Source organism: Mesorhizobium sp. M1E.F.Ca.ET.041.01.1.1 (genome assembly GCF_003997355.1).
GTDB lineage: Bacteria > Pseudomonadota > Alphaproteobacteria > Rhizobiales > Rhizobiaceae > Mesorhizobium.
On record NZ_RZSL01000970.1, the window covers coordinates 1 to 1,459 of the forward strand.

2 protein-coding genes are annotated in these 1,459 nt (G+C 66.0%); both read right to left on the minus strand.

Annotated elements, in window-relative coordinates:
* Positions 1-213: 213 nt before the first annotated feature.
* Positions 214-573, minus strand: coding sequence for a hypothetical protein (locus EOA38_RS36470; RefSeq protein WP_126094533.1), 360 nt, complete (start codon positions 571-573; stop codon positions 214-216).
* Between the two features lie 89 nt (positions 574-662).
* On the minus strand, positions 663-1,459 hold a 797-nt coding region (locus EOA38_RS36475), incomplete at its 5' end, for an EAL domain-containing protein (RefSeq protein WP_145966291.1).

Below are 1,459 nucleotides of genomic sequence, written 5' to 3' on the forward strand. Positions count from 1 at the left end.
AATCCTAAGAATTTCCTAGAGCGGTTCAGCGTTTTGATGGGATCGATGAACCGTTCCAAGTGTTTGTTTCATGCGATTCAGGACGGAAAACCGTTGCGGGCTTTTCCTGGAATTGCCTCAGTTTCCTGGCGCGCGGCAGGCCGGCAGGCAGCGCCCCTCCGCTGCCCGCCGGGCGGTCCCCCGCCGGGAGATTGCGGCTTTCAACGCCGATCGTCAGTCGTCGCCGCCGCTGTCATGACTGCCGCTGTCCCCGCCCCCATCGTGGCCACCGCTGTCGCCGCCGCCGTCATGGCTGTCGCTGTCCCCGCCGTCGTGATCGCCGCCCTGGTGATCGCCATCCTCGTCCTGGTCGCCGTCATGCGAGCCCGTCCCGACGCCGTCGCCCTCATGATCGGCCTCGTCATTCTCGGCGACGGCGTGGTCACCGTCATCGCCGGCGGCGGCGCCCTGGTCGTCGTCATCCTCAGCCACGGTCACCTGGCCGCCATGGTCCGAACCCGCGAAGGATGGCTGCGTTGCAAAGATGCCGAGCAGGCCGATTGCGGTTGCCGCCAGCGTTGGAAGGGTCTTCATCTCGTCGCTCCGATCCGATTGTCGGTGCGGATCATTGCCTTGCCGGATTACGGCGCGCTTAAACGAGCGGTTTCAATTTTAGCGTTTGCTTATTTTATGCCGCCCACTCGGGCATGCGGTCTTTCAAACGGCGCCGCGCCACCGGCCGCCCGCGCCACGATCGCCTCGAGCGGCTCGGGCCTGTGCAGGAAATAGCCCTGGCCATAGGCGACCCCCATGCCCATGAGGATCTCCAACGCGCTCTTTTCCTCGATCTTCTCGGCCACCACGGCGCTGCCCATGCTTCTGGCAATGCCGGCGATCGCCGAGACGATCTCGCGGTCGAAGCGGCTTTCGGCGATGTGCTCGACGAAGGAGCCGTCGATCTTGATGACGTCGATGGGGAAGCGCCTCAGATATTCGAAGGAGCTCATGCCGGCGCCGAAATCGTCGAGGCTGACGCGGCAGCGGCGCAACCTGGCCTTGCGCACGAATTCTTCCGCCGCGTCGAAATTGGTGACGGCGGCGGTCTCGGTGATCTCGAAGCCGATGCCGGATGGCGGCGCGCCGCTCCCGGCGATCGCGGCATCGACGAAGTCCCAGAGCTGCGGATCGGAGAGCGTCTGCGCCGACAGGTTGAAGCCGAGCGAGATGGCGCCGGAGCGCATCGCCTTGCCGTGGCGCGCCAGTGCCGCGCGGATGATCCAGCGGTCGAGCCGGGCGGCAAGGCCGAAGCGTTCGGCCACCGGCATGAACTCACCCGGCGGGATCAGCTTGCCATTGCGGCCTTCGAGCCGCGCCAGCACCTCGACATGGCGGTTCTCTTCCCAGGGCCTGCCCAGGCGATGGATCTCCTGGCCGAACAGCTTCAGCCGGCCGTCCTCCATGGCGTCGACCAGGTCGGCGC